This is a genomic window from Archangium sp. (assembly GCF_057119385.1).
Genome location: NZ_DBNGVP010000150.1, coordinates 13,683 through 35,946, shown reverse-complemented (window position 1 = coordinate 35,946; position 22,264 = coordinate 13,683). Strand labels below are relative to the sequence as shown.

Here is a 22,264-nt window from a genome sequence, read left to right as displayed (position 1 = left end):
CCCGCACCATGACGACACCGCCCACCACCGTCCTGGTCGTCGACGACGACCGGGCCAACCTCGACTCGGTCTCGCGCATCTTCCAGCGCGAGGGCCTGGAGACCCTCACCGCCAGCAACGGCACCGAGGCCTTGGAGCTGCTGCGCCGCCCCGAGGTGAGCGTCATGGTGACGGATCTGATGATGCCCGGCATGGACGGGCAGGAGCTGCTCAAGGCCTCGCGCACCATCCGCCCGGACGTCGAGGTCGTCCTCATGACGGCCTACGGCACCGTGGAGACCGCCGTGGCCGCCATGAAGGATGGCGCCTACGACTTCATCACCAAGCCCCTCAAGCGCCACTCGCTGGTGAAGTCCGTCCAGAAGGCCCTGGAGCGCCATGAGCTCGCCGCGGAGAACCGCGTCCTCAAGGCGAAGCTCGCGGAGATGGGCAGCACCGGCGGGCGCTCCATGGTCGGCCAGTCCCCCGCCTTCCGGGCGATGATGGACACCCTGCGCCAGGCCGCGCCCTCCACCGCCACCGTGCTGCTGCTCGGTGAGTCGGGCACCGGCAAGGAGCTGGCCGCCCGCGCCCTGCACGAGCAGTCCAACCGGGCCAAGGGCCCCTTCGTCGCCATCAACTGTGGCGCCCTCCCGGAGAGCATCCTCGAGGCGGAGCTCTTCGGCGTGGAGCGCGGGGCCTTCACCGGCGCCGTGGCCCGCCGCGAGGGCCGCTTCGAGCGCGCCAGTGGCGGCACCCTCTTCCTGGACGAGGTGGGTGAGATGCCCCTGTCCGCCCAGGTGAAGCTCCTGCGCGTCCTCCAGGAGGGCGAGCTCGAGCGCCTGGGTGGCACCCAGACGGTGAAGGTGGACGTCCGCATCGTCGCCGCCACCAACAAGGATCTGCAGCGCGAGGTGGCCGAGGGCCGCTTCCGCGAGGACCTCTATTACCGCCTCAACGTGGTGGAGGTGCGCATCCCCGCCCTCGCCTCCCGCCGCGAGGACATCCCCCTGCTGGCCGACGCCTTCCTGCGCCGCTTCGCCTCCAAGAATGGCAAGGTGTTGCGCGGCTTCTCCCCCGAGGCCCTCAGCACCCTGGAGAACTACGCTTGGCCCGGCAACGTGCGCGAGCTGGAGCACGCCGTGGAGCGCGCCGTCGTGCTCGCCCGGTCGGACGTCCTGGAGGTGGGAGATCTGCCCGAGACGGTGCGCAAGGGCCCCCTCGGCTCCGCCGGACAACTCGTCATCCCCATCGGCACCCCCATGGAGGAGATCGAGCGCCGGGTGATCCACGAGACCCTGCGGCACACCAAGGGCGACAAGACGCTGGCCGCCCGCCTGCTGGGCATCGCCGCCCGCACCATCTACCGCAAGCTGGAGCGCGAGGCCTCCGAGACGCCCGGCACCGGCGAGGGCCCCGGCTCGCCCCCCGCCGAGTGACAGCCCGTCAGGCTCTCTGCTCGGCCGCTGACATTTTGTCCCACGGCGCCACGGCGTCCGCTCCTGCCACCAGCGGCCCGGCTTATTCCGGAATGAAATCAAGGACTTGGCTGTAAGGCTCGGGTTGCCCGCCCCCCTTCGCGGGTGGCACCCCGCTTGCTCAATCCCGAGTAGGCCCTCTCTGGACGCGTGATGGAACTCTTCTTCCGCAAGTACTTCTGGACCGTGAACCTGGTCTTCATCCTGCTCGTCGCTCTGCTGGCGGCGCGCACGGTGAACCTGTTCGTCGAGTCCGCCATGACTCCCCTGCCGTCGGGCGAGGTGTCAGCACGGCAGAAGGCGAAGCCCACGGTGACGTTGGCCTCGCTGGATCTCAAGCGCCTGTCGGACCTCACCGGCATCGCCATCCCCGAGCCCGACCCCGTGGTGGCCGAGCCCTCCGGCCCGCCCGAGGTGGATCCCAACGCCGCTCCCGTGAAGAGCGGTCTGCGGGTGAAGCTGCTGGGCACCCTGGTGGCCAGCGACAAGATGTGGTCCGTGTCCTCCATCCAGGACATGAACAACCAGCGCTCCACCACGTACATGGTGGGTGACCAGATCCAGGGCGCCGAGGTCATCGACATCGAGCGCGAGCGCGTCATCATCATCAACGCCGGCCGCAAGGAATACATCGACAACCAGCCGGGTGACGGAGCCGCCGTGGCCTCCTACACCCCGCCGCCGCTGCCCGCCGGGCCCGCCGTGCAGGCCCCTCCCAATGGCAGCGGCATCCGCGCCATGAGCGAGAACGACTACGAGGTGCCTCGAGCGGAGATCGATCGCACGCTGGCCAACCTCAACGACGTGGCCATGCAGGCGCGCATCGTGCCGGCCTTCAAGGACGGCCAGGCCCAGGGCTTCAAGCTCTTCTCCATCCGTCCCGACTCCATCTACTCGAAGATCGGCGTCCAGAACGGTGACGTCATCAAGCGCATCAACGGCTTCGAGCTCAACAGCCCGGAGAAGGCCCTCGAGGTCTACACCAAGCTGAAGGAAGCCTCGCGCATCGAGATCGAGCTGGAGCGCAACGGTTCGAGCGTCCGCAAGAACTACACCATCCGCTAACCCCGCATTACCCCGCCCCTCCATGAAGACGCTTCCGTCCTGGTTGCTCCTGCTGTGCCTGGCGATCGCCGCGCCCGCGCTGGCGCAGCGCGCCCCCGGTTCACCTCCGCCCGCGGGCACCCCCGCCGAGCGGGAGATCACCCCGCAGACGTCCCCTGAAGGCGGGAGCACGGGCGTGCGTCGGACGCCCACGTGCGAGGAGGTCCGCCGCCGCGCCCGCTACGGCATCTACTTCGACAAGGTGGACATCGAGAAGCTGGTGCAGACCGTGTCGGACGCGACCTGCCGGACGTTCATCCTCCCGGAGAACGTGCGCGGGAAGATCTCCATCATCGGCCCGGAGAACGGGCGCGTGGAGGTGGACGCGGATCAGTTCTACGCCGCCTTCCTCGCGGCGTTGGATGCCAACGGCCTGTCCGTCTACCAGCACGGGCGCTTCCTGAAGATCGTGGACAAGCGCGCCGCCAAGCAGAACCCCATCCCCACGCTGGTGGATCCGGACGCGGCGTACACCACCAACGAGCAGATGATCACCAAGCTGTTCCGCATCAAGAACGTGGAGGTGGAGCCTCTGCGCGGGGTGCTGCAGCAGCTGGTGTCCAAGGACGGCGACACCATCCCGTACCCGCCGGACATCGTCATCATCAACGACGTGGGCTCCAACGTGCACCGGCTCGAGCGCATCATCGAGCAGCTGGACACGCGCGCGGCCAGTGACGAGGTGCGCATCATCCAGGTGCAGTACGCCACCGCCGCGGACGTGGCCGCCACGGTGCAGAAGCTCTTCGAGCAGAAGGGCGGCGGAGGCCGTCCCGGCGCCAACCGCGGCGGCCCTCCCGCCGTCATGCCCCCCGGCGGCCCCGACGCCATCCCCATGCCCAGCCAGGAGGGCGGCAGCGGCTCCGGCGGTCCGGTGACGTTCTCGCAGATCATCCCCGACGAGCGCACCAACAAGCTCATCGTCGTGGCCAGCCCCGCCGCCTTCGAGCGCATCCAGGGCATGGTGCGCGAGCTGGACATCCCCACCGCCGGCACCGAGCGCATCAACGTCTACCCGCTGGAGAACGCCAACGCGGAGGAGATCGCCAGCACGCTGCAGACGCTGTCGCAGGGCACCTCCAGCCGTCCGCGCACGCCCATCCCCTCGCCTCCTCCGGGCGTGCCCCGCCCCGGTGGCACCTCGGGCGGCTCCGCCGAGCTGTTCGCCGGTGAGGTGAAGATCTCCGCCGACAAGGGCACCAACTCGCTCGTCATCATCGCCAGCCAGAGCGACTACCGCAGCCTGGTGCGCGTCATCCGCGAGCTGGACAAGGCGCGGCGCCAAGTGTTCGTCGAGGCCGTCATCATGGAGGTCAACCTGGACCGCAACAACGAGTTCGGGCTGAACCTGCACAGCGGCTACTCGCTGGGCACCCCGCTGGGCACCGGCTCCGGCATCCTCGGCACCAAGTACACCACCCAGGGCCTGCCCCCGTCCTTCTCGCTCGCCAACCTGGCCCAGTTCGGCGGCTTCCTCGCCGGCCTGCAGGGCCCCGTCATCCCCGAGCTGAAGAACCTGGGCATCGACATCCCCGCCTTCGGCGTGGTGCTGCACGCCTTCCAGCAGAGCTCGGACGTCAACGTGCTCTCCACCCCGCACATCCTCACCAGCGACAACGAGGAGGCGGAGATCACCGTGGGCCAGAACGTGCCCTTCCAGTCCGGCTTCTCGCCCTCCTCGCTGGGAGGCGGCCTGGGCACCCCCGGCACCAATGGCGGCGTCACCCCGTCGCTGCTCGGCGGCCTGGGCGGCCTGGGCAGCTTCTTCGCGCCCATCACCCGCCAGAACGTGGAGCTCAAGCTCACCGTCAAGCCGCAGATCAACGAGAGCGACTACATCCGCATGACCATCTCCGAGCAGACGGAGGAGATCGCCTCCACGGATCCCGTGCTCGGCCCCACCACCTCCAAGCGCAGCGCCAAGACGACGGTGGTGGCCAAGGATCAGGAGACGGTGGTCATCGGCGGCATCATGCAGGAGCGCGTCCTGGAGTCCGTGGCCAAGGTGCCCATCCTGGGTGACGTGCCCCTGCTGGGCCACCTCTTCCGCCAGACGAACAAGCGCAAGACGAAGACGAACCTGCTGCTCTTCCTCACGCCCCACATCATCCGGGACCAGTCGGACTTCCGGCGCATCTTCGAGCGCAAGATGGCCGAGCGGCAGCAGTTCGTGGAGCAGTTCTACGGCCAGGTGGCCGGCTACGACGTGCCGGTGGACTTCAGCCGCAAGAGCGGGCCCCTGGGCCGCATGCGCCGGGTGCTGGCCACCGAGGAGCAGAAGGTGGAGAACGGCGGTCCCGGCCAGCCCGGCGAGCGCGTCCTGCGGCCGGGCGGACCGGCGGCCGGCTCCTCGCAGCCCTCTTCCACCGGTGGGGAAGTCTCGCCGTCCGAAGGGGGTTCCTTGACTCCGGCGGCGGAGCCGGTCCCCGTGCAGCCTCCGCCCGCGCCCGAAGACCCGGAGCGCCTGCGCATCCAGCCGGACACCGGGGACGAGAGATAGAACATGAGCCTGCTCGCTGACGCCCCACTCGCCAAGCCCGCGGCAGACGCCGCCACCCAGGTCGTCTCCCATGGCCCCGCCTTCCTGTGCGGCCGGCCCCTGGGGGAGATCCTCCGCCACACCTCTGGCCTCACGGAGGACAAGCTGCAGGAGGCGCTCCAGCTCCAGGCCGAGAAGGGCGGCCGGCTGGGCGAGGTCCTGGTGGGCATGAAGGTCATCAGCGAGGAGGACGTGGCCAAGGCGCTCGGCCTCCAGCTGGATCTGCCCTACCTCGCCCGCATCTTCCTGGAGGAGGTGGACGCCGAGCTGATCAAGCGGATGCCCATCAACTTCGCCAAGCAGGCGCGCATCCTCCCCCTCTCCGTGGAAGGAGATGGCGTCACCCTCGCGGTGGCGGATCCGCTGGACACCACCGTGTTGGACCACGCGCGCATGCTGCTGGGCCGGGACATCCACCCGCGCATCGCGCTCGCCTCCACCATCGTGGACGCCATCAACAGCGTCTACGACCGCGCCACCAACGAGGCCGAGCAGCTCGTGGACGAGCTGCATGCGACGGACCTCGACTCGCTCGCCCAGGAGATCGAGGAGGTCAAGGACCTGCTCAACGACGAGGGGGATGAGGCGCCCATCATCCGCCTCATCAACTCCGTGCTCTTCCGCGCCGCCAAGGAGCGCGCCAGCGACATCCACATCGAGCCCATGGAGCGCGAGCTCCTGGTGCGCTTCCGCGTCGACGGCGTGCTGCAGGAGATCATCAAGCCGCCCAAGCGCTACCAGAACGCGATCATCGGCCGCGTGAAGGTGATGGGCCAGCTCAACATCGCGGAGAAGCGCCTGCCCCAGGACGGCCGCATCCGCATCAAGCTGGCCGGACGCGACATCGACATCCGTCTGTCCACCATCCCCACCACCTATGGCGAGCGCATCGTCATGCGCTTGCTGGACAAGAACACCACGCTGCTGGACTTGACCGAGCTGGGCATGGCGTCGCAGATGCTCGCGCAGATGGAGCACGTCATCCGCCGCCCGCACGGCATCATCCTGGTGACGGGCCCCACCGGTAGCGGCAAGACGACCACGCTCTACGGCGCGCTCTCGCGCATCAACACCCCGGACCTCAACATCCTCACCGTCGAGGATCCGGTCGAGTACCAGCTCAAGGGCATCGGCCAGATGGCCATCAGCCCGAAGATCGGCCTCACGTTCGCCCAGGGCCTGCGCTCCTTCCTCCGCCAGGACCCGGACGTCATCATGGTGGGCGAAATCCGCGACAAGGAGACGGCGGAGATCGCCATCCAGGCCTCGCTCACGGGCCACCTGGTGTTCTCCACGGTGCACACCAACGACGCGGCCAGTGCCATCACCCGTCTGGTGGACATGGGCGTGGAGCCCTTCCTCGTGGCCTCCTCGCTCACGGCCGTGCTCGCCCAGCGTCTGGTGCGCCGCGTGTGCCCGGACTGCCGGGTGCAGTACTCGCCCACCGACGAGGAGCTCAAGGAGCTCACCCTCAACCGGGCGCTGCTCAAGGAGCGCTACGGGGTGGAGAAGATCTACAAGGCCGCCGGTTGCCCCTCGTGCAACCAGAACGGCTACCGCGGCCGCACCGGTATCTACGAGCTGCTGCTGGTGGATGACAGCGTGCGCCAGCTGGCCCTGAAGAACGTGGACGCCTCCACCATCAAGAAGGCCGCCATGAGCCACGGCATGCTCACCCTGCTGGACGATGGCGCGCGCAAGATCGCCCTGGGCGAGACCACCATCGCCGAAGTGCTCAGCATCACGCAGGAAGACCTCTAACGGACTCGCGCCCCACCTATCCCGGAAGGGAGAGGCCCGGGGCGCGGTTCTACTCCGCGACCCACCATGCCAGTCTTCGAGTACAAGGCCCTTGATCAGGCCGGAAAACCCATCCGTGGAATGCTGGAGGCGGACTCGCCGAAGACCCTGCGCTCGCAGCTGCGCAAGGACGGCAAGTTCCTCACGGAGGTCCTCGGCCAGGCCGAGGGCGGCCGTGCCGCCGTGCGCAAGGGCGCCAACGCGGCCCAGGCGGACCGCGAGGTCAACTTCGGCAAGATGGCCCGCGGCCGCATCACCACCGACGACATCGCCATCACCACGCGCCAGCTCGCCACCCTGCTGGGCGCTGGCGTGACGCTGGTCGAGTCCCTCTCCGCCCTGGTGGACCAGGTGGAGAAGGAGCGGTTGAAGATCATCCTCTCCGAGGTGAAGAGCCGCGTGAACGAGGGCGCCTCCCTGGCGGACGCGCTCGCGGTGCACCAGAAGGTCTTCGGCTCGCTCTACGTGAACATGATTCGCGCCGGTGAGCACTCGGGCGCGCTCGATGCCGTGCTGCTGCGGCTGGCCGACTTCACCGAGAGCCAGTCCAAGCTGCAGCAGAAGATCATCGGCACGATGACCTACCCCGCCATCATGATGCTGGTGGGCGCCGGCATCCTCACCATGCTGATGGTGGTCGTCATCCCGAAGGTCACGAAGATCTTCACCACGATGAAGGCCACCCTGCCCATCACCACCCGCATGCTCATCTGGGGCAGCAACTTCCTGCGGGACTGGTGGTTCATCATCTTCCCCGCCATCTTCGGCATCATCTTCGCGGCCACCACCTACTTCCGCAGCCCCAAGGGCAAGCCGGCGTGGGACCGCTTCGCCCTCAAGGCGCCCATCTTCGGCAGCCTCTTGCGCCTGCTGGCCATCTCGCGCTTCGCCCGCACGCTCGCCACGCTCCTCAAGAGCGGCGTGCCGCTGCTCACGGCCATGGACATCACCCGGGCCGTCATCACCAACTCCATCCTGGCCAACGTGGTGGAGAAGGCCCGCGACGCCATCCGCGAGGGCGAGAGCATCGCCACCCCCATCAAGCGCTCGGGCGAGTTTCCGCCGCTCGTGTACCACATGATCGCCATCGGCGAGCGCTCCGGCCAGCTGGAGGACATGCTCCTGTCCGTGGCGGACAGCTACGAGAACCAGGTGAACGTGCGCATCGGCGCCCTCACCTCCATGCTCGAGCCGCTGCTCACCGTGTTCATGGGCGTAATCATTGCATTCGTGGCCTTCTCGGTCCTGATGCCGATTCTGCAGGTGAACTCGGCCATCCGGTAACGGAGGCTTCCCGATGAACCACACGCTCGACCGGTGGATCCAGCGCGTCACCCTCGTGGCGCTGCTCGCCCTGACGGCGGCGCTGCTCACCGTGGGGGTGACCCTGTACGCCTCCGACTCCCAGGCCGACACGGCCGGCGGCACCTCCCCGCCGCACGACATTTTGACAGAGACAACCCGATAACGGCCCGGTGGCTTGCCGAAAAGTCACGAGAGGAATGACCATGAGCGACAAGAAGACGAAGCAGCAGCGCCGCCGCCGCGGCATGACCCTCATCGAGATCATGGTGGTGATCACCATCCTCGGTCTCATCATGGCCGCCGTGGGCGTGGCGGTGATTCCCAAGCTGGACGAGGCCAAGCAGGACACGGCCCGGCTGGACATCGCCAACATCCACAACGCGCTGAAGCTCTACTACACGAAGAAGGGCAAGTACCCCGACACGGGCACCGGCCTGAAGGCGCTGGTGGACACGCAGAACCTGGAGAAGATCCCCACGGATCCCTGGGGCAACGAGTACGTGTACATGAACGAGGGCGGCAAGCCCGTGCTCATGTCCTACGGCGCCGACGGCACGCAGGGCGGCGAGGGTCCCGACGCGGACATCTCCTCGCGCGACGCGGGCAAGAAGTAGTCAGGAGACGGCACCATGACCCCCGAGCACGCTCCCACGCAGCAGCAGCATGAAGAGACGGCGCGCCCGTCCCGCGTGGGGCGGCTCCTGGTCGCCGCCGTCATCCTCCTGGCCACGGCGGGCGCCTTCGCCATCGCCAGCCTGACCTTCGACAGGACGCTCAGCCCCCTGCAGCGCCAGGCCCGCGCGGAGATCCGCGGGCTGGAGGGTTACTTCAAGTCCTACCACCGCATCACCGGACGCTTCCCCTCGCAGGCGGAGAACTTCTATCCGCTCCTGCAGGTGGGCCTCATCAAGGAAATCCCCAACGATCCCTGGGGGCGCACCTACCAGTACCGGATGTCGGATCAGGGCAAGGGCTACATCGTGTCCTACGGCTCGGACGGAGTGCCCGGCGGCACCGGCGACGCCTCGGATCTCATCAGCGGTGGCGTGCTGAACAACGCCATCGTCGGGACGCCTCAGCAGCAGGAGGCGGCGCAGGGGGGAGAGCAATGACCGCACAGGGAAGCATCGCGCGGCGCAGGGCCCGGGAGCGCGGGTTGACACTCATCGAGGTGTCCATCGCGATCGGCATCGCCGCGGTGCTGTTCGCCGCCGTCACCATCTCCATCGGCGCCATCACCGGCTCCAAGGCCAAGGCGTCCGCCGCCGAGCTGGCGGGCACCATCCGCTCCATCTACGACACCGCCGCGCTCAGCGGGAAGACGTGCCGGCTCGTCTTCGACCTGCCCGACCCCAAGGACGAGGACGGCATCACGCGCTACCGCGCCGAGTGCGCCGCGGGCAACGTCACCACCTCGCGCGACCGCGACGACATGCTGCGCGAGGAGAGCCGCGCCCGCGAGGACGAGAGGAAGGGCCAGAAGCGGAGCGATCCGCGCCGCAACTTCACCCGCGGCAGCGACGACATGCCCGGCCTGGATGAGATCCTCGCCCAGGAGGAGGGCCGCGTGGAGAACGCCGCGCGCTTCTCCGAGTACACCGCCGAGGAGGTCCGGCCCCGCGAGCTGCCCGCGGGCGTCAACGTGTCCGTGTGGACGCGGCACCAGCGCGAGCCCGCCGAGAAGGGCGTGGCCTACCTCTACTTCTTCCCCCAGGGCTTCACCGAGAAGGCCCAGGTCTACGTGCGCCAGGGTGACAACGTCTGGACGCTCGCCGTGTCGCCGCTGACGGGTAAGGTGGAGATCGTCGGCGAGGCACTGGAGGTGCCCAAGTCATGAGACGCTCCCGTGGCTTCACCTTGTTGGAGACGGTGGTGGCGCTCGCCATCCTGGCGCTGGCGCTGATGGCCATCTTCGACATCAACTCCGGCGCGGTCTCCAACCACGCCTACTCCAAGAAGCTCACCGTGGCCACGCTCCTGGCCCGCTCGAAGATGACGGACCTGGAGCAGAAGCTCTACGACGAGGGCTTCTCCAACGACGACGACGAGGAGTCCGGCGACTTCTCCCAGGAGGGGTGGGACAACTTCAAGTGGCGGGCGAAGATCATCGCCCCGAAGACGGACGGCGTGTCCCCCGAGCAGCTCATCGGCGCCATCTTCAACCTGCCCATCGGCGAGGGCGGAGACATGGGCGGCCTGGCCGCCATGTTCGGCGGGGGCGGCGCGGCCGGCGGCAAGGACGGCAAGAGCGGTCCCTCGCAGGCCACCTCCAACCCCATGGCGGGCGCGGCGATGGGCATGGCCCAGCCCATGTTCACGCAGATGATCCAGCAGATCACCCAGACGGTGCGCGAGGTGCACCTCACCGTCTACTGGAGGGATGGCACGCAGGTGGAGAGCCTGGACCTCGTCACCCACGTGGTGTCGCTGGGGCCCGGCTCGGACCGCAATGGCAACAGCGCCTTCACGCCGCAGGGCGGCCAGCAGCCCGCCGAGGCCAACAACCAGTGGGTGGACCCCGCCAGCGGGATGATCGTCTCGGGCGTGCCCGGCCCCAACGGGCAGATGACGAATCCGCAGACGGGGCAGCCGCTGATGCGTCGCTCGGACTGGCTGCAGCAGCGCATGGGCAGCAACCCGCTCGGCGCCATCCAGGGAGGCACGCGATGAAGCGCTCCGCGCGTCGTGGCTTCACGCTGATGGAGATCATGATCGCCGTGGCCATCACCGCGCTCATGGGCGCCATGGTGGGCATGGCCTTCCAGACGGGCTTCAACGCCAAGGAAGTGGTGGAGGAAGAGGCCGACCACTACCGCATGCTGCGCGCGGCCATGAACCGCATGGCGCGGGAGATCGGCTCCGCGTACGTGAGCGACCGCTACGACGCCCAGCGCTACCGCGACCAGAACGACCGGCCCACCAACTTCATCGGCGAGGAGGACAAGCTGACGATCACCACCTTCGCCCACCAGCGCCTGTACACGGACGCCAAGGAGTCCGACCAGGCCATCGTGGAGTACTCCGTCGAGACGTCCTCGGAGCGAGGGGCCAACGGCCGCATGGACCTGATGCGCCGGGTGAATCCGAATGTTGAAGGCCGGATGGACCGGGGCGGAACCAAGGATGTGCTCTTCGAGGGAGTGAAGAAGCTGGAGTTCGCCTACTGGGACTCCGAGCGCAAGGAGTGGGAGGACGAGTGGGACACGCGCCGCACGGAGCTGAAGTCCAAGCTGCCCACGCGTGTTCGCATCACCCTGGTGGCGCTCGACGAGAATGGCAAGGAGACGCGCTACACCACCCAGACCCGTGTGATGCTCAACACGGAGCTACCCAGGTACTGAGATGACGAGCCCCCACCACACAGAGGCCCGGCCGGCCAACGCCCGCCGCGATGCGCGGGGAAACCGCCGCCGCCGAGGCGTGGCGCTCATCATCGCCGTCGTGGCCATCACCATCCTCACCGTCGTGGCCACGGAGTTCGCCTACAACACCCGCGTGGACCTCCAGCTGGCGGCCAACCAGCGCGACGAGGTGCAGGCCATGTACATGGCCCGCTCCGGCGTGGCGCTCTCCCGGCTGCTGCTGCGCTTCCAGAAGCAGGTGGACCAGACGCCCATCCCCAACATCGGCGGGATGCTCTCCCAGCTGACGGGTGGCGGTGGCGCGGGCGCGGGGGCGGGCGCGGGCGGACAGCAGCCGGCCTCCTCGCTCAACATCCAGCTGTGGAAGCTGGCGCGTGTGGACTGCCACATGCTCAAGGGCCTGGTCGCCGGTGGTGGTGCCGAGGGCGAGGAGGAGAAGGACGACCCCCCTGCCCTGCCGCCCCTCGACGAGGAGGACGACAAGGCGGGCGGTGAGCTGTCCCTGGGTCCCTCCCGGCGCTCCTTCGGCGGCTTCTCGGGCTGCTTCCTCGCCACCATCCAGGACGAGGAGGAGAAGCTCAACCTGCACCGGCTCAACGCGGGCACGGGTGATGCGCTGCCCACCGCCCTGCGGTTGATGGACCTGCTGGGAGACAAGCGCTTCGAGTTCCTGTTCTCCAAGGAGGACGCCAACGGGGTGCGCGTCCTGCCGCAGGACGTCGTCATCGCCATCAAGGACTGGGTGGACGAGGACAAGACGCAGTCCGCGTTCGACCCCAACAACACCGTCAACCCGTTCGCCGCCGGCTTCTCGGATGAAAACGGGCCCTACAGCCGTTTCGATCCCCGCTACGAGTCGAAGAACGCGCGCTTCGACAGCATGGACGAGCTGTACCGGGTGCATGGGGTGAATGACCGCTTCATGGCCGCCTTCCGGGACCGCCTCACGGTGTACCCGGACGTCAACTCCAAGCCCAACGTCAACACGGATGACCCGATGATGATGTACATGGCCATCCTGTCGGCGGCGGATCCCGCGCGGCCGGACCCCCGGTTGAGGGACCCTGTTTTCGTCCAGGAGCTCATCACCCGCATCCGCGCGGCGCGGGCCTTCAGCTTCTTCGGCATGGGCGTGGCGGACTTCGTGACCGCCATCGAGTCCGCTGGCATCGCCGTCAATCCCCAGCTCAAGGCCAACGTGGCCGGCAACCGCCTGCTGGGCGACAAGAGCAACACCTTCAGCATCAAGTCCGTGGGAGAGGCGGGGTCCGTCCAGAAGACGATCACCGCCGTGGTCCGGCTCGACGATGGGCTCGGCAAGCTCCTGTATTGGAGAGAGGAATAACGATGGCCCGGATTCTAGGTCTGGACCTGGGCAGCCACTCGGTGAAGGGGCTGCTCCTCGACGCGAATAGCCGCAACCCGGCCGTGAGGGCCTGGGCCGAGGTGCGCCGCAATCATGAGGGCGAGCGGCAGGACACGCTGCGCACGGCGCTGCGCGAGCTGCTGGCGCGCCCGGAGTTCCACCACCCGGATCAGGTGGTGGTGGCGCTGCCCGGCCCCGCGCTGGTCACCCACCAGCTCGCCCTGCCCTTCACGGATCCCAAGCGGATCGAGGCCACCATCCCCTTCGAGGTGGAGAGCCAGATTCCCTTCGACCTGGGCGAGGCCGTCTTCGACTACCAGGTCGCCTCGCAGGTGAAGGACAAGGGCAGCGAGCTGCTGGTGGGCGTGGTGCGCCGCGAGGAGCTGGCCACGCTGCTGCAGGTGCTCAACGAGGTGGGCGTGGACCCGCGCGTGGTGACGCACCCGGGCATCACCTACCAGAACCTGCTGCTGCAGCAGCCGGCCCTGTTCGCGGGCACGGACGCGGAGGCGGTGGCCATCGTGGACATCGGCCACGAGCGCTCGACGCTGGCCATCGGCCGGCCCGGCGGTGGCGTGGAGTTCGCCCGGACCTTCGCCGGTGGCGGGCAGAACCTCAGCCGCGCGCTGGCCGCCGAGTTCCAGACGCCGCAGCCGGAGGCGCACCACTGGAAGGAGCAGCACGGAGCGCTGGCGAGCGCGGCCACGGCCCAGGGGCCGGATGGTGAGCGGGCGGCGGCGGCCTTCGTGCGCGGCCTGCAGCCGGTGCTGCGCGAGCTGCGCCCGTCCTTCAAGGCCTTCACCGCGCGCACCCGCCGGCAGGTGGGCGCCGTGCTGCTGTGCGGCGGCTCCGCGCGCATGCCCGGCCTCGCCGAGCAGCTGAGCAAGGACCTGGGCATGCCCGTGCGCGTGCTGGCGCTGCCGCAGGAGGCGTCCACGGTGGTGCCCGCCTCGGAGCAGCCGGCGGCGCTGCAGGCGTACTCGCTCGCGCTGCGCGGCCAGGCCTCGGGCCCCAAGGCGCCGCGCTTCAACCTGCGCCGCGGCGAGTTCGCCTTCAAGGGTGACTACGACTACGTGAAGGACAAGCTGGGGCTGCTGGCCTCCTTCGCCGCCACCCTGCTGCTGCTGCTCATCGCCAGCGGCGTGGTGCGCAACTCGGTGCTCGCGCGCCGCGAGGCCCAGGTGGACGCCGTGCTGTGCGACGTCACCCAGCGCATCCTCGGCTCCTGCGAGAAGAACTACGACATCGCGCTCAACCGCCTCAAGGGCGTGGAGAGCCCGGCCGCCGCGCTGCCGAAGATGTCCGCCGTCAACCTCCTGGCGGAGATGTCGCAGCGGGTGCCCACGGACATCCAGGTGACGTTCGACCGCATCGACATCGACTTCGAGCGCATCAGCGTGCGCGGCCTCACCGACAGCTCCAAGCAGATCGACACCATCGCCACCGCGCTGCGCGGCCACCGCTGCTTCAAGGAAGTGAAGGAGGGCAAGGTGGAGAAGACGAAGGATGGCAGCAAGGTCTCCTTCCGCCTGGACATCCAGGTGGAGTGCCCCGAGCAGGCCCAGGGCGGGGAGGGTTAGCACATGGAAAAGCTTCGAGGACTCCTCAACGACGCCAAGGCCTGGTTCGATCGGCTGAGCGGCCGGGAGCGCCAGATGGTGATGGGAACCGGAGGCGCGGTGCTGGCCTTCGTCCTGTTCGTCATCATCTTCTCCTTCGCCAACAGCGCGGACGGCTACCGCAAGCGCACGGACCAGAAGCTGGCCAAGCTGCGCGAGGTGCAGGCGCTGGCGGCCAGCTACCGCGAGGCCACCCAGGAGCGTCAGGTCGTGGAGCAGCAGCTCACCGGCAGCGACGTGCGGCTGATGACGTACATCGAGGAGAAGGCCACCCAGGCGGGGCTGACCGTGCCCAACATGACGCCCAAGAACGACGTGGGCATCGGGGACGGGAAGATCGTCGAGAGCTCGGTGGAGCTGACGTTCACCGACGTGGATCTGCGCAAGCTGCATGACTTCCTGTCCTCGGTGGAGCGCGGGCCCGGCGTGGTGAAGGTGAAGAGCCTGCGCCTCGAGCCGCGCGACGCCTCGGAAACCCTGACGGCCTGGACGACCGTCGCCACCTACAAGATGAAGCAATGACCATGGCTGCCGAGACGACCAAGATCGCCCGCTGGAAGCTCGCCCTTGGCTACGGTGCGTTCTCGCTCGTGGCCTTCATCGTCTGTCTGTTCCTCACGTTCCCGTACGATACGTTGCGCAAGCGCGCCGTGGACGCGGCGGCGGACGCGGGGTACGCGCTGCGCATCGGCTCGCTGCGGCCGGGACTGCGCGGGCTGACGGCCACCCAGGTGCGCATCAGCAAGGTGCCCAACGGCATGACGCCCGAGCTGCACGGCATGCTGGCCAGCAACACCCCCATGCTGCCCGGCCCCGAGGAGCTGGGCGAGCCGCTCATCGTCGACTCCGTGGCGGTGCGGCCCGCGCTGCTGCCGCTCGGGGTGGCGTTCCACGCGGACCTGCTGGGCGGCAGCCTCAGCGGCAACGTGGGCGCCCTGGGCGACATGCGCGTGGCGGTGAAGCTGTCGGACCTGGACACCTCCGAGGGCAACCTCAAGGGCTTCAGCGGGGTGGACCTGACGGGCAAGCTCAACGGCTCGCTCGACCTCACCCTGCCCAAGACGCGCGGCCAGCCGGACCTGAGCCAGGCCAACGGACAGATCGCGCTGGACACCAAGGGCCTGCTCATCCAGGGCGGCAACGTGATGGTGCCCATGTACGGCACCCCCACCCCCATGGACCTGCCGAAGATCGCGCTGGGTGACATCGACGCGCGCATCAAGATCGACAAGGGCCTGGGCACCGTGGAGGCACTGCAGGCCCGGAGCGAGGACCTGGAGATCCTCGGCTCGGGCACGGTGAAGTTCGGCCAGCGGCTGGACGTGAGCCAGCCGGACATGGAGTTCAAGCTGAAGGCCGAGCCGGAGTTCGTGAAGCGGCTGGGCATCATGGGCGCGGGCCTGTCCATCCTGCCCCCGGACAAGAGCGATCCGAAGTACCGCGTGGCGCACCTGGGCGGCTTCTTCAACCGTCCCAACTTCGGCCCCTCGCGCCAGCAGTCGCCGATGCGTTAGTCCCCCGCGCTGGCGGACCCGGACCGGGAGACGGTCCGGGTCTCCCAGGTGGACGACGCCGCGAGTCATCTCCCAGAACACTACCTCAAAAATCATCCCGGAGGGTTGCACGCCGGTCGCTCCACGGATTAGGAGTGTCCCCGCAACTGACTTCTGAGGGAGGGTTCGTCGATGCCGGAGCTGGTGTTCTTTCGTCGAGGCGAGGAGGTGCTGCGGGTGGGGTTGGGGCGCGAGCGGATGGTGCTCGGCCGCGGCGAGAAGAGCGACGTCGTCATCCCCGACCCCGAGGTGAGCCGCCGGCAGGTGGCCCTCGTCTTCGACGGTCAGCGCTGCACCCTGGAGGACCTGTCCGGTAAGGGCACCCAGGTGGCCGGCGCCTCCATGAAGAAGGGCGAGCTGGCCGATGGCGCGGACATCACGCTCGGCCAGTGGCGCGCCGTGTTCCGGCTCCACGGCAGCGGCCAGTCCGACGCCGCCACCGAGGTGGGCGACCGCACGGAGCTCCAGCCCCGCGACTCCGCGTCGCGCTGGCAGCCCGCCCAGGTGCGCATCCGGCAGGGTGGCAACGAGACCGTCCAGAAGCTCAACGCCGACAGCTTCACCGTGGGGAAGGATGCGTCCTGCGATCTCGTCATCCAGGACTCGTTCATCTCCAGCCGCCACCTCAAGGTGACCCGGCGCGATGGCCACTTCCACGTGCTGGACACCAACTCCACCAACGGCACCTGGTTGGGGCCGGTGCGCGTCTTCGAGGTGCAGGTGGGGCTGCCCACCACGCTGCGCCTGGGCCAGACGGACCTCGTCCTCGAGCCCATCACCCCGGCCCGCAAGGAGCTGTCCTTCCACGGCATCATCGGCGCGGATCCGTCCGTGAAGCAGCTCGTGGACCTCATCGAGCGCGTGGCCCCGTCCTCCGCCGCGGTGGCCATCCTCGGCGAGTCCGGCACCGGCAAGGAGCTGGTGGCCCGCGCCATCCACGCGTGCTCCCAGCGCGCCGACAAGCCCTTCATCCCCGTCAACTGCGCCGCCATCTCCAAGGAGCTGATCGAAAGCGAGCTGTTCGGCCACGAGAAGGGCTCGTTCACCGGCGCCACCAACGCGCGCAAGGGCGCCTTCGAGGAGGCCGATGGCGGCACCCTCTTCCTCGACGAGATCGGCGAGCTGCCCGTGGACCTGCAGGCCAAGCTGCTGCGCGCCCTGGAGAGCGGGGAGATCAAACGCGTGGGCGCCAGCAAGCCGTCCAACGTGGACGTGCGCGTGGTGGCCGCCACCAACCGCGACCTGATGGCGGCCTCCCGCGACGGCCGCTTCCGCGAGGACCTGTACTACCGCCTGTGCGTGGTGCCCCTGCACCTGCCGCCGCTGCGCAACCGGCGCAGTGACATCCTCGGTCTGGCCGAGCACTTCCTGCGCATGTACTCGCCCCGGGGCCAGACGGTGCGCCTCACCCCCGCCGCCATGGAGCGGCTCCAGCAGCACGGCTGGCCCGGCAACATCCGCGAGCTGCGCAACGTGGTGCACCGCGCCCTGCTGCTGCGCAAGGGCGACGCCATCGACGCCCCGGACATCACCTTCGACCAGGAGGTGAACCGCGAGACGGGCGTGTCCGTGCCCGAGCTGCCCCCCGGCATGACGCTGGAGCAGATGCTCCTCAAGCTGGAGCGGCAGATCGTCGAGGCCGCCCTGCGCCGCTGCAACAACAACCGCGAGCGTGTGGCGCGTGAACTGGGAGTCGCACGCTCCACCTTGTTCAAACGGCTCAAGGAGTGGGGCCTCACCCGCCAGGAAGAAGAGACGGAGTAGGTCCGCTCCCGCTTTTCATACCCTTTAGATCCTTTTCGCGGCCCATTCGTTCCCACCTCCAGACATCCGATGAGGGTGTTCAGGAGGCATACATGATGGATGCCGCGGTCATCGCCCTTCCTCCCTTCGCCGAGCTGTACCGCCAGTACCGCACACGGGCACTGGCCATCGCACGCCGCATCGTGGGGGATGCGGACGAGGCGGAGGATGTGGTGCAGGACGTTTTCACCCGGCTGGCCCAACGCCCCAGCGGCTTCGACGGCCGCTCGTCGTGCTCCACGTGGTTGCACCGTGTGATGGTGAACAGCAGCATCAACTGGTTGCGGGCCCGCAGGCGCCGCGAGCGGTTGCAGCACGAGCCCGAGAGCCCGGCCTCCCCGGAGGCCCAGGCCGTGGGCTCCGAGATGCAGCGTCACTTCGAGGAGGCCCTGGACAAGGTCAGTGAACAGCAGCGCCAGGTGCTGTGGCTGCGCGAGATGCGCGGCTACAGCTACCCGGAGATCGCCGCCATGCTGCGCATCCCGGAGGGCACCGTGAAGAGCGCCCTGCACCGGGGCCGGCAGCGCGCCCTCGCCGAGCTGGAGGAGCGCGGTCAGCAGCCGTGAAGCCGCGGTGGTGAAAGTACGGGGGGGTGCCACGGTCCGCAACCCGGGATGCGTGGCACCCTCACCCCATCAGTCCTCCGACTTGGAGCCCACGAAGTGGTCTTCCTTGTCGCGGAACAGCAGGTTGAAGCTCGTCAGTGAGCCGTAGATGCGGGTGATGTAGCTCTGCATCTCCACCTTCTCGGCGTCCGTCAGCTTCGGGTGCGCGTTGAGCTTCTGCTCCATCACCCGCAGCTTGTCGCGCACCATGACGATCTTGTGGAAGAAGGCGTCGATGGGCAGGTCCTTGCCCTGCACGTCCGACTTGCCGGGCACCAGCTTGATGCTGCCACCCTCCCACTTGTTGGCCAGCGGCGGCGCCTCACCGCCCTCGCCCACCGCCTCCCGGATCAGCTCCATCAACTCCGCGCGCGTCATGTTCAGCTCCAGGCCTTCCAGGTCCACCACTTCGTTCGGGTCCCGCTCCCGCCGCCGCACCACCGGCCCCACGCCGCGCACCGTCCGCTCGCGCCGCGACGAGTCCGGGGGCAGCGCCTTGGCCGCCACGCCCCGCGGCAGGAACTTGTTGCACAGCGGCGCCGAGGGCGGGAACAACCCCCGCTCCGCCTGCAACCGGCAGACGCCCACCCAGCCCCGGTGATCCACCGAGTGCGCCGCCCACAGCTTGCAGTTGCCGCACACCTTCTCCTCCGGTCCGAAGACCGGCAGGGGCGGCGGGTTGCTCCCGGCCCCGTCCGTCATCAGCGGCGCTCCTGGGCCTTGGGGTCCTTGCGCACGCCCAGCTCGCGCAACAGCCCGTCCGCATCCTCGACCTGATCCAACAGCCACAGCACGTAGCGCACGTCCACGTTCACGTTGCGCGCCACGTCCGGGTTGTAGCCGAAGTCGTTCGCCACGTTCTCCCACACGCGATCGAAGTTGACGCCCACCAGCTGGCCCTTGCCGTTCACCGTGGGGCTGCCCGAGTTGCCGCCCGTGGTGTCCGCGTCCGCCAGGAAGTTCACCGGCACGTCCTTCAACTGCGCGTCCACCCAGGGCCCGTACTTCTTCGCCTCGGCCGCGGCGGCCACCTTGGCCGGCACGTCGAAGGGCTCCTGGCCCGTGTGCTTCTCCATCACGCCCGCCAGCGTCGTCTGCGGCGTGTAGAAGGCCCCATCCCGAGGCGTGTAGCCCTTCACCTTCGCGAACGACACCCGCAGCGTGCTGTTGGCATCCGGAGCAATGGGCTTGCCCGCGTGCGCCATCACCGCCCGGCGCCACTCGGGCATCAGCCGCGTGGTCGCGCCCGCGCGCCGATCCCGCTGCTCCTCCAGCGCCACCACCTCCGCCGACAGATCCAACCCGAAGTCCAGCAGCGCATCCTTCCGCGCCCGGAGCTGCGCCTCCGTCTCACCGGCCATCTTCTGGCGCTCGGCCAGGTTCAGCACCTTCGTCTTCGCGTACAGGGTGTCGAGCTTCGCGGACACCTTCTTCGCGTCGTACGTCTTGCCGAAGTGCTTGTCGATCGCCGCGATGCGCTCGCCCTCGCCGAGCCCCTGCGCCCGCCGCACCAGCGCGAGGAACATCCGCTTGTCCGCGGCCGTGAAGAGGTTCTTCTGCTCGCGCTCCAGCCGGTCCGCCAGCCGGGGCAGCTCGCGCTCCATGAACTCGGGCCGGCGCTCGAGGTCCGGCTTCACCCGCTCCTGAGACAGCCGCGCCAGCAGCACCGCCAGGGCCGGCGCCTTCACCGCGCCGCGCACCGTGTCGAGGAGGAACTCGCGCTCGAACGTCTTCGCCCGCGCCGCCTGCAGGGACAGCAGCTCCGAGCGGGCCGCGAGTGCACCCGCGTACTCCTTGCGCTTCTCCGCCCAGGCCACCACCGCCGCCTCGGACTCGCGCTGCTTCTCCACGATGCGCCCACGCTTGAGCCCCGCGAGCTGCCCGCCCGAGTTCTTGTAGCGGTTGTGCATGCCCTTGAGGTGCGAGGCCACGGCGATCTTCCCCGCCGGATCCTTCTCGCCCTCCTCCTCGAGGATGCGGATGAGCTCGCCGTACACGTCGATGACGCGCGGGTAGAAGCGCGCCTGGCGCTCGGCCATCTCCTCGGCCAGCAGCGTGCGGTAGGTGGTGCCCGGGTAGCCCAGCACCATCACGAAGTCGTCCGGCTTCACGCCCTCGGTGGCCAGCGGGAAGAAGAACTCGGCCTTGTAGGGCACGTTCTTCGTGTCGTACTTCGCCGCCGAGCCATCCGGCGCCGAGTAGGCCCGGACGATGGAGAAGTCACCGGTGTGGCGCGGCCACATCCAGTTGTCCTCCTCGCCCCCGTACTCGCCCACGGCGCGCGGCGGCGCGTACACCAGCCGCACGTCCGCCAGCTCCACCGAGTCGCTCAGCACGAACTGCACCCCGCCGTCGAAGCTGGCCACCCGGCAGCGCGTGGCCGGACGCTTCTCGCACTCGGCGACCAGCTCCTTCTCCTTGCGCTCCAGCGCCTTCTGACGCGTGAGATCATCCGCGCCCGCGGGCACCGCGGCGTACATCTCCTTCGTCACGTCCTTGAAGCTGCGCGGCACCTGGATGCGCGAGCCCTTGCCCGGCAGCTCCTCCTCGCGGCTCTTCGCGAGGAAGCCCTGGGTGATGAGGTCGCGCTGGGTGGTGCTGTGCTCCTGGATGATGGAGAAGACGCAGTGGTGGTTGGTGATGACCAGGCCCGTCTCGGCGATGAAGGCGCCCGTGCAGCCGCCCACGTTCACCGTGCCGGCCAGCAGGCCCGTGCCGCGCTTGGGATCCCACAGCCGCTCGGGCGGCACCTGGAGCCCCTGGGCCTTGAGCCACGCCGGGTCGAGTTCGAGGACCTGTTGGGGGGTCCACTTCCCTTCCCCGGCCAGGGCCGGGGCAGCCACGAGTGAAAGGAGCAGGAGCGTCTTCTTCATCGTGCTCCCCTCCCTACCGCGTCTTCCGCCCGCAGGCGACCGTCTTGGACATCCGTGACGCCTGCCCACCCTCCTGCCGTCCCAGTCCGAGTGCGTGGACCCCTGGAAGAACCCGGGGGCAGGCGTGTTCTGGGACCCGCATGCAGACCTCGAGCGGCTCCAAGTTGGACTCTGGCCGGGTGGCCCTTCTGCTCGTGCTCCTGGGCGCGGGCTGGTACTTCTGGGACTCCCCCGTGGTGTGGCCCCTGAAGTTGCTGGTGGTGATGATGCACGAGGGCGGTCACGCACTCGCCACCCTGCTGGCCGGAGGCGCGGTGGACCGCGTCACGCTGGCGGCGGCCGATTCGGGGGCCTGCCTGTCCCACCTGCCCCAGGGCCTGATGGCGCAGGTGGCCGTGTACTCCGCCGGCTACGTGGGCAGCGCGCTCGCCGGAGCCTTCCTGCTGCTGGCCACCTACCGCTTCCGGATGCGCCGCCTCGTGCTCGTCACCGCGTGCGGGGGCCTCGCCGTCATGGGCGTCCTCTACGCGGGCGACGGCATCACCCTGGCCTTCTGCCTGGGCACCGCGCTCGTGCTGGGGCTCGCGGCGAAGTACCTCCCGGATGGGGGCGTGGACATGCTCAACCTCCTGCTCGCCGCCTTCTCCGCCCTCTACGTGGCGGTCGATCTGCGCTCGGAGCTGTGGAAGGGCGCCGCCCACTCCGTCAGCGACGCGGCCCGGCTCGCCCACCTCACTCCCCTGCCCTCGTGGGCTTGGGCCGCGATCTGGTCGTTCGCCTCGCTCGCGCTGCTCGGCCTCTTCGCCCGCTGGTCCCTGCGCGCCGCGAAACCCGAGGGCCTGGGCAGCTCGCTGCTCTCCGGCCGCCGCTAGGGGCGC

At 68.8% G+C, this 22,264-nt stretch carries 20 protein-coding genes; 18 read left to right on the top strand and 2 right to left on the bottom strand.

Annotation, left to right across the window (positions count from 1 at the left end):
• Positions 1 to 8: 8 nt before the first annotated feature.
• The 17 genes from AC16DP_RS35205 (at position 9) to AC16DP_RS35125 (ending at position 18,474) form a co-directional block, all read left to right on the top strand.
• Complete coding sequence (locus tag AC16DP_RS35205) at positions 9 to 1,418, top strand: sigma-54-dependent transcriptional regulator (protein WP_329729146.1); 1,410 nt, start codon at positions 9 to 11, stop codon at positions 1,416 to 1,418.
• Between the two features lie 192 nt (positions 1,419 to 1,610).
• Positions 1,611 to 2,522: a type II secretion system protein GspC gene (gspC, locus tag AC16DP_RS35200; protein WP_329729145.1), complete on the top strand. Its 912-nt coding sequence runs from the start codon at positions 1,611 to 1,613 to the stop codon at positions 2,520 to 2,522.
• 22 nt (positions 2,523 to 2,544) lie between these two features.
• Positions 2,545 to 5,061 (top strand): type II secretion system secretin GspD, encoded by a 2,517-nt coding sequence (gene gspD, locus AC16DP_RS35195; RefSeq protein WP_329729144.1) that lies wholly within the window; start codon positions 2,545 to 2,547, stop codon positions 5,059 to 5,061.
• A gap of 3 nt (positions 5,062 to 5,064) precedes the next feature.
• Entirely contained in the window at positions 5,065 to 6,861 is a 1,797-nt protein-coding gene (gene gspE, locus AC16DP_RS35190) for a type II secretion system ATPase GspE (RefSeq protein ID WP_329729143.1), read from the top strand.
• A gap of 66 nt (positions 6,862 to 6,927) precedes the next feature.
• A complete protein-coding gene (gene gspF, locus AC16DP_RS35185) occupies positions 6,928 to 8,184 on the top strand; it encodes a type II secretion system inner membrane protein GspF (protein ID WP_329729142.1) in 1,257 nt (418 codons plus the stop codon).
• 13 nt (positions 8,185 to 8,197) lie between these two features.
• Positions 8,198 to 8,368, top strand: coding sequence for a hypothetical protein (locus AC16DP_RS35180; protein ID WP_329729141.1), 171 nt, complete (start codon positions 8,198 to 8,200; stop codon positions 8,366 to 8,368).
• 34 nt (positions 8,369 to 8,402) lie between these two features.
• Positions 8,403 to 8,819 (top strand): type II secretion system major pseudopilin GspG, encoded by a 417-nt coding sequence (gspG, locus tag AC16DP_RS35175; RefSeq protein ID WP_329729140.1) that lies wholly within the window; start codon positions 8,403 to 8,405, stop codon positions 8,817 to 8,819.
• Positions 8,820 to 8,834: 15 nt separating this feature from the next.
• Entirely contained in the window at positions 8,835 to 9,317 is a 483-nt protein-coding gene (locus AC16DP_RS35170) for a type II secretion system protein GspG (protein ID WP_329729139.1), read from the top strand.
• Positions 9,314 to 10,042, top strand: coding sequence for a pilus assembly FimT family protein (locus tag AC16DP_RS35165; protein WP_329729138.1), 729 nt, complete (start codon positions 9,314 to 9,316; stop codon positions 10,040 to 10,042). Before AC16DP_RS35170 ends, AC16DP_RS35165 begins: the two co-directional genes overlap by 4 nt.
• Complete coding sequence (locus AC16DP_RS35160; RefSeq protein WP_329729137.1) at positions 10,039 to 10,875, top strand: prepilin-type N-terminal cleavage/methylation domain-containing protein; 837 nt, start codon at positions 10,039 to 10,041, stop codon at positions 10,873 to 10,875. Before AC16DP_RS35165 ends, AC16DP_RS35160 begins: the two co-directional genes overlap by 4 nt.
• Positions 10,872 to 11,546, top strand: a complete 675-nt coding sequence (locus AC16DP_RS35155) for a type II secretion system protein GspJ (RefSeq protein WP_329729136.1) — start codon at positions 10,872 to 10,874, stop codon at positions 11,544 to 11,546. Before AC16DP_RS35160 ends, AC16DP_RS35155 begins: the two co-directional genes overlap by 4 nt.
• A gap of 1 nt (position 11,547) precedes the next feature.
• Entirely contained in the window at positions 11,548 to 12,912 is a 1,365-nt protein-coding gene (locus AC16DP_RS35150; protein ID WP_329729135.1) for a type II secretion system minor pseudopilin, read from the top strand.
• A gap of 2 nt (positions 12,913 to 12,914) precedes the next feature.
• A complete protein-coding gene (locus AC16DP_RS35145) occupies positions 12,915 to 14,513 on the top strand; it encodes a type II secretion system protein GspL (RefSeq protein ID WP_329729134.1) in 1,599 nt (532 codons plus the stop codon).
• A 3-nt stretch (positions 14,514 to 14,516) separates the two neighbouring features.
• A complete protein-coding gene (gene gspM, locus AC16DP_RS35140; protein ID WP_329729133.1) occupies positions 14,517 to 15,074 on the top strand; it encodes a type II secretion system protein GspM in 558 nt (185 codons plus the stop codon).
• A gap of 2 nt (positions 15,075 to 15,076) precedes the next feature.
• Positions 15,077 to 16,066, top strand: coding sequence for a type II secretion system protein GspN (gspN, locus tag AC16DP_RS35135; protein ID WP_329729132.1), 990 nt, complete (start codon positions 15,077 to 15,079; stop codon positions 16,064 to 16,066).
• Positions 16,067 to 16,237: 171 nt separating this feature from the next.
• Complete coding sequence (locus AC16DP_RS35130) at positions 16,238 to 17,869, top strand: sigma 54-interacting transcriptional regulator (protein WP_329729131.1); 1,632 nt, start codon at positions 16,238 to 16,240, stop codon at positions 17,867 to 17,869.
• 95 nt (positions 17,870 to 17,964) lie between these two features.
• Entirely contained in the window at positions 17,965 to 18,474 is a 510-nt protein-coding gene (locus tag AC16DP_RS35125; RefSeq protein ID WP_329729172.1) for an RNA polymerase sigma factor, read from the top strand.
• 69 nt (positions 18,475 to 18,543) lie between these two features.
• Here the strand turns inward: AC16DP_RS35125 and AC16DP_RS35120 are convergent, their stop codons facing one another.
• The gene (locus tag AC16DP_RS35120) at positions 18,544 to 19,215 is read right to left on the bottom strand and encodes a hypothetical protein (protein WP_329729130.1); all 672 of its coding nucleotides are present in this window, start codon (positions 19,213 to 19,215) and stop codon (positions 18,544 to 18,546) included.
• Entirely contained in the window at positions 19,215 to 21,386 is a 2,172-nt protein-coding gene (locus AC16DP_RS35115; RefSeq protein WP_329729129.1) for a S46 family peptidase, read from the bottom strand. Before AC16DP_RS35115 ends, AC16DP_RS35120 begins: the two co-directional genes overlap by 1 nt.
• A gap of 140 nt (positions 21,387 to 21,526) precedes the next feature.
• Between AC16DP_RS35115 and AC16DP_RS35110 the strand changes: the two genes are divergently transcribed.
• Positions 21,527 to 22,258 (top strand): M50 family metallopeptidase, encoded by a 732-nt coding sequence (locus AC16DP_RS35110; RefSeq protein WP_329729128.1) that lies wholly within the window; start codon positions 21,527 to 21,529, stop codon positions 22,256 to 22,258.
• Positions 22,259 to 22,264 lie beyond the last annotated feature (6 nt).